Origin of the sequence: Mycobacterium sp. (assembly GCF_032162105.1) — a bacterium.
GTDB lineage: Bacteria > Actinomycetota > Actinomycetes > Mycobacteriales > Mycobacteriaceae > Mycobacterium.
The window spans coordinates 1-5055 of sequence record NZ_JAVRPS010000633.1 but is presented as its reverse complement, the minus strand read 5'-3'; the positions used below and the strand labels follow the sequence as shown (position 1 = coordinate 5055).

Sequence of the window (5055 nt, the reverse complement as noted above, 5' to 3'; positions counted from 1 at the left end):
TCTGGTACTTCTGGGTGCGAAAGACTCACCGCGGCAACGTGATCACCACGCTGATCTGCCCGTTGATCGGCGGTATCGCGATGCTGTACGTGGTGTGGGCACTGTGGGACAACCGCGCGTTCGCGGCCGGCCTCGCAGCCAACTCGCTGGTGTTCAAGGCCGCGCCCTACCTGATCCTGGCGCTGTTCGTCATCGGGGTGGCCTACGCAGTGTGGATGCGCTTCTCCAAGCCGGAGATCTACGCCGAGATCGGTCGCACGGTCATGGAGGAGACTCACGAGCGCACCGAGGAGGAGACGCCGGCGCCTCCCCCTGCCTGACAGTCGACCAAGAGGCTCCCGCACGCCGAGCGTGCGGGAGCCTCTTGCGTTGGCGTGAGGGCTTTACGGCTAGATTGCTAGTATGCTAGCCTGACGTCGTGGCCGACGAAGACGTCAAGCAGTTCAACGTCTACCTGCCGATCGGGTTGATCCGGCAGGTCAAGCATCACGCCATCGAAACCGAGATGTCGCTGTCCGCGCTGGTCACCGAGGCACTGCGGGCATACCTCGACACTCGCGGATCGACGGACAAGGAGACCTGACATGACCGACGGCATCGAGGCCGTGTTCCTGGAGACTCACAACTGGGGCAAGTCCGCCAAGTTCTTCCAGAAGTTGGGCTACACAGTCGAATTCGAGACAGACCACAACTCCGGTCAGCTGCGCAACGGCGACGGTCCCTACCTCTTCATCTCCGAGGTCCCCGAGACCGAGCCGACTCGACGGAACATCGTGCTGGCGGTGGCCGACGCCGACGCGTACGAGCTCGATGCCTCCGTCGAGGTCGTCGACCAATGGGAGGACACCCATTGGGGCACCAGGCTGATGACCGTTCGCGACCCCGATGGCCGCGAGTGGACGCTGCAGGCCACGAAATGACGTCCGACACCGTGGCACCGGAGAGCACCGCAGTGCGGGTCGCGCTATGGCGTGCGCTGCATGTCGAGATCGATGATCCACCGCACGTCCTCGACGACACTATCGGCCTCGAGCTCGCCCATCCCGATCCTGGCTGGCGGGCACGGGGTGACATGAATCCTGAAGGCACGGCGCTCATCCGCGCGTCGATCGTCGGGCGCGCCCGATTCATCGAGGACCTGGTCGAGGAACAGCTCCCGGGCGGCCTCGGCCAGTACGTGATCCTGGGCGCCGGCCTGGACAGCTTCGCCCAACGCAGGCCCGAACTCGCCGCCCGGCTGCAGGTCTTCGAGGTCGACCAGCCCGGCCCACAGGCCTGGAAGCGGTCGCGCCTCGACGAACTCGGGTTCGGGGTGCCCGACTGGCTGCACCTGGTGCCCGTCGACTTCGAGAGCGGCGAGTCGTGGTGGGATGCGCTGGGCGCCAACGGGTTCGACCCCAACCGTGCCGCCGTCGTATCGTCGATGGGCGTCAGCATGTACCTCACCCGCGAAGCGACCACAGCCACCATGCGCCAGGTCGCGACGCTGGCGCCCGGCTCGACGTTGGCGATGACATTTCTGGTGCCGACCGACCTCGTCGACGAAGCCGAACGCCCAGCCCAGCTCGCGGTCGAGGCCGCCGCGCGGCAGTCCGGCACCCCGTTCATCAGCCACTACGCCCCGTCCGACATCGAGGCGATGGCGCTTGACGCCGGATTCAGTTCGGTGCAACACGTTTCGCCGACCGAGCGCTACTTCGCCGGCCGCATCGACGGGCTACGGCCGTCGAGCGTCGAACGGCTTCTGGTGGCCCGGGTCTAGGAGTTCCAATCCTCGTCGGTGGTGTTCACGGCCTTGCCGATGACGTAGGACGAGCCCGAGCCGGAGAAGAAGTTATGGTTCTGCGCAGCTACCTGGTCAGAGGGTCGAAAATGCCCCTCACCTGCGAAGATTCATATCTGCTGATGCCTCTTAATACCTGCAGAAATCAACACAATGTGGGCAATATGTCGGCACGGCGAGGCACATTACGCCCAGAATGCCAGCACCAGGCCCACCGCCGTGATGGCCAGGCCCAGATCGCGACACGCAGGTCCAAGACCTCGGCGCGGGTCTGGCCCGCCTTGAACTCCTCCAGATGCTGCTTGGCATCGGTCAGGGCTTGCGAGGCCACCGACGCGGTGTGCTCAAGTGCTGCTTTGATGTCGCGGTCCAAGCGGGCGATGTCCTGGAGGACCGGCGAGAAGAGCGCACGCAGCCTGCGCGCGTAGTCGGCCAGCTGCCGTCGTCGACCGCGGGTCGTGCGCCGAAGGCCGCGAAAGATGCCGCCATCGCTGCTCACGGCGACGGCGTAACCGAGGTCGACATCGCGCAGACCATTGGCGTGAATCGGATGACAGTACGAAAGTGGTTGGGCAAGTTGTGATTTCGGATCGCAACCGTGTATATTGCGCGCCGAACAACCGCTCGCGGATCTCACGCCTAGCCTCTGCTAGCCGCTCCTGCTGCACCTTGATGCGGCCCAGGTGTCCGAACTTCAACTCGATGCTGGCGCCCCAAATGCCCTGAGAGTTTGGCCCCTTATTCTGGCCCTACAGATTTGATCTTGGAGCCTGTGCCCATCAGGCGAGACGCGGCGGTGCGAGCCGCAACGAACCGGCAGCGGATACGTTGGAAGCCGCAGGAGCAATAGTCTAATTGGCACCGACGACGGTGAAGTCCTCGCCGACGAAGACGTGGTGCGGCCAGTTGACGCCGATGTAGTGGACCTCGTACTCGCCGTCACTCAGCTTCACAACACGGTCGACGACGCCCCCAGGGTAGGCGGGCAGCGCAGCTTTCGTCGCCCCATCCGCTTCCGTTCCGCTGACGATCGTCCCCGACCCCTCACTGTAGTTCGCCGGGATCTGACCGACCTGCTTCGACGTGCTTGGTGCACCGCGCTGGAAGGGGATCACCCCTGCCGCCGAGGAAGCCGCAGATCCGCCGCCGTCATTCGGTTGCACGATGACCTGCGTGGCCGTGATGGTCGTTCCGCTGGTCGTCCCAAGTACGAGAACACTTTCCCCTGTTGTAATCGCACTCGCCGAGGTCGAGCTCGTCCCGTTCAGGTACGTCGTAGAGGACGCCTGGTTGACGGTCACCTTCTGACCCGCCGATGTCGACATCGTGAAGCTCGACGGGGACACGCTGTCGATCGTGCCGGATGCTCCCCCTGAGGCCGCGCCAGACCGAGCGTTGGCTCCCCCGCCGCTGGGCACGGGTTGCCCTGACGTTGCCGGCTGGGACGCGGTCGTTGCTGACGGGGACGCGGTCGTTGCCGAGGGGGATGTGGCGCAACCGGCAGAAAATCCGATCACCGCACACATCAGCGCAACGGCCACAATCCCTCCACTCTTTCTCTTCGACACCAATCGCCGTACCCCTGGCCGGCGTGCCTGCTTGGCCATGGTTACCGAAGCCAACGAGTCTGGCGGAGACGCTGGCGGAGGAGGCGGCGAAACGGGGCGAGCGGAAAGGGTCTCGTGGGGACTTGTGGGGTCGTAATCGTTCATGACGGCGCTCCTCCTACATGGGCAACAACGCAGAGCGTGCCAACCGTTCATTTGAGGTCGATGTACGCGGCCTGTGCTGCGACTGTGACTGCTCCTGCGGACTCGCCGGTCTTCTCACCTAAGACAAGCAAGCCATTTCGAGCAGCTGAGCAATCGAAATCGCCACCAACACCGTCCCTCTTGGTGCAAGTAGTCCCCAAAGTAGTTATTGCTTCCTACAGCGGATTTGAAGCTCAACCGTTTGTCATTCTCTACAGGTTGATTTGAAAGCCGCCAATCTTCTTGATCTGGAGTCAATTTGGACGCCGCGTGCGCGCTCCGCGATCCCCATGCCGAAGCCTTGCGACCCCGCAACTGCCGGTGGCTCGCCTTCGACCGGAACTTGCTGATGCCCTAACCGAATTGGTGCGTGACCGCCGCTACCTTGCCAGTCGGTTGAACGGCTTGAGGTGTCCTTTCTGGCGTTCCAGCCAGGCTTGCCCGAGGGCGTCCACGGTCGTGCGGGCGTCGGCGGGGTTGACGTACTCGCCCGCAGCTTGGACACCTCGACGGTGTTGGCGAACTGCTCGGCGTCGCGCTTGCGCTTGAACCCGCGCTTGTCGGTCTGCCGGTTGTCCGGAGTGCGATACCGAACCCGATAGCGTTTGCCCCGCTTGGTCTCGTACGCGTGCACCACAGCCATGCCCACACCGTGGAGGAATGTGGCTGGGCAAAATGTGGGCAGAAGTGCCCTGCCGCTACTCGGAGGACGTCCGTCGAACTGTTGGCCATCTAGATACCCTCAGCTTGAAACTTAGGGGTATCTGAGCTGCGTACTTAGAAGTTCCAGTCCTCGTCGGTGGTGTTCACGGCCTTGCCGATCACGTACGACGAACCCGAGCCGGAGAAGAAGTCGTGGTTCTCGTCGGCGTTCGGTGAGAGCGCCGACAGGATCGCCGGGTTGACGTCCGTCTCGTCCTTCGGGAACAGCGCCTCGTAGCCGAGGTTCATCAACGCCTTGTTGGCGTTGTAGCGCAGGAACTTCTTGACGTCCTCGGTGAGGCCGACCTCGTCGTAGAGGTCCTGGGTGTACTCCACCTCGTTGTCGTAGAGCTCGAACAGCAGCTCGTAGGTGTAGTCCTTGAGTTCGGCCTTGCGGGCCTCGTCCTCGAGGGCCAGACCCTTCTGGAACTTGTAGCCGATGTAGTAGCCGTGCACGGCCTCGTCGCGGATGATCAGCCGGATCATGTCGGCGGTGTTGGTCAGCTTGGCGCGGCTGCTCCAGTACATCGGGAGGTAGAAGCCGGAGTAGAACAGGAAGCTCTCCAGCAGCGTCGAGGCCACCTTGCGCTTCAGCGGATCGTCGCCCCGGTAGAAGTTCATCACGATCTCGGCCTTGCGCTGCAGGTTGGAGTTCTCCTCCGACCAGCGGAACGCCTCGTCGATCTCCACGGTCGAGCACAGCGTGGAGAAGATGTTGCTGTAGCTCTTCGCGTGCACCGACTCCATGAACGCGATGTTGGTGTAGACCGCCTCTTCGTGCTGGGTCAGCGCGTCGGGGATCAGGCTCACCGCGCCGAC

At 63.5% G+C, this 5055-nt stretch carries 6 protein-coding genes and 3 pseudogenes; 4 read left to right on the top strand and 5 right to left on the bottom strand.

All coding sequences use genetic code 11. The annotated features are described in order from the left end of the window. From QOC69_RS32105 to QOC69_RS32090, 4 genes and pseudogenes are all read left to right on the top strand, one after another. A pseudogene (locus QOC69_RS32105) lies at positions 1–320 on the top strand (amino acid permease); the annotation flags it as partial. A gap of 98 nt (positions 321–418) precedes the next feature. Beyond that, positions 419–583: a ribbon-helix-helix protein, CopG family gene (locus tag QOC69_RS32100; RefSeq protein ID WP_526446535.1), complete on the top strand. Its 165-nt coding sequence runs from the start codon at positions 419–421 to the stop codon at positions 581–583. 1 nt (position 584) lies between these two features. Continuing rightward, positions 585–920, top strand: coding sequence for a VOC family protein (locus QOC69_RS32095; protein ID WP_526446534.1), 336 nt, complete (start codon positions 585–587; stop codon positions 918–920). After that, a complete protein-coding gene (locus QOC69_RS32090) occupies positions 917–1762 on the top strand; it encodes a class I SAM-dependent methyltransferase (protein WP_526446533.1) in 846 nt (281 codons plus the stop codon). Before QOC69_RS32095 ends, QOC69_RS32090 begins: the two co-directional genes overlap by 4 nt. Here QOC69_RS32090 and QOC69_RS32085 read toward each other — a convergent pair. From QOC69_RS32085 to nrdF, 5 genes and pseudogenes are all read right to left on the bottom strand, one after another. Then, positions 1759–1851 (bottom strand): annotated as a pseudogene (locus tag QOC69_RS32085) (hypothetical protein); the annotation flags it as partial. The gene QOC69_RS32090 and the pseudogene QOC69_RS32085 sit on opposite strands and share 4 nt — an antisense overlap. Before the next feature lie 77 nt (positions 1852–1928). Then, positions 1929–2282, bottom strand: a complete 354-nt coding sequence (locus QOC69_RS32080) for a hypothetical protein (protein WP_526446532.1) — start codon at positions 2280–2282, stop codon at positions 1929–1931. 352 nt (positions 2283–2634) lie between these two features. Then, entirely contained in the window at positions 2635–3129 is a 495-nt protein-coding gene (locus tag QOC69_RS32075; RefSeq protein WP_526446531.1) for a hypothetical protein, read from the bottom strand. 806 nt (positions 3130–3935) lie between these two features. Next, positions 3936–4177, bottom strand: a pseudogene (locus tag QOC69_RS32070) (Arm DNA-binding domain-containing protein); the annotation flags it as partial. A gap of 134 nt (positions 4178–4311) precedes the next feature. Further along, a partial coding sequence (gene nrdF, locus QOC69_RS32065; protein WP_526446530.1) for a class 1b ribonucleoside-diphosphate reductase subunit beta occupies positions 4312–5055 on the bottom strand: 744 nt, incomplete at its 5' end.

Bases quoted from the DNA above. Each gene is read 5' to 3' on its own strand.
- QOC69_RS32095 (WP_526446534.1), top strand. From the start codon at position 585: ATGACCGACGGCATCGAGGCCGTGTTCCTGGAGACTCACAACTGGGGC.
- QOC69_RS32090 (WP_526446533.1), top strand. From the start codon at position 917: ATGACGTCCGACACCGTGGCACCGGAGAGCACCGCAGTGCGGGTCGCG.